The sequence below is a fragment of the Shewanella litoralis genome (assembly GCF_009828585.1).
GTDB classification, from domain to species: Bacteria; Pseudomonadota; Gammaproteobacteria; order Enterobacterales; family Shewanellaceae; genus Shewanella; species Shewanella litoralis.
This window is the reverse complement of sequence record NZ_WSRZ01000100.1, coordinates 1-410: the sequence shown is the minus strand read 5'-3', so window position 1 is coordinate 410 and position 410 is coordinate 1. Positions and strand designations below refer to the sequence as shown.

The following is a 410-nucleotide window of genomic DNA, read 5'->3' as shown; positions in this document are numbered from 1 at the left end:
AATAATATCAATCTTGCTGCATTAGCTAAATCTGAAAAAAGTGCTCGTAAACGTATCCGTTACCTCGCCTTACTCCACTTTACCGAAGGTCATTCTCGCACCGTGATTGCCAACATGTTGAAGGTTAGTAGAACAAGTGTAAATGCCTGGGTTACAAACTATTTAACTCATGGTATCAAAGGCCTGGATGATAAACATAATCCAGGTAGACCCGCACAATTGTCAGCAAAACAACAGGCAAGTCTGAAAGAGTTTATACAAGCACAAAGCTTATCTGAGAGTGGTGGTAGATTAATGGCAAGAGATGTTTGTCTTTTTATTCAATCTGAATTTAATGTGACCTTTAAGCAGGCCAACATCTACAGAATACTCCATCAATTAGGCTTTTCATGGATAACAACTCGCTCTCG

At 39.3% G+C, this 410-nt stretch carries 1 protein-coding gene; it reads left to right on the top strand.

Annotated features, from left to right (window positions below; translation table 11 throughout):
• Positions 1 to 410: helix-turn-helix domain-containing protein (locus tag GQA99_RS20285; protein WP_160057020.1), on the top strand; the 410-nt coding region annotated here is incomplete at both ends.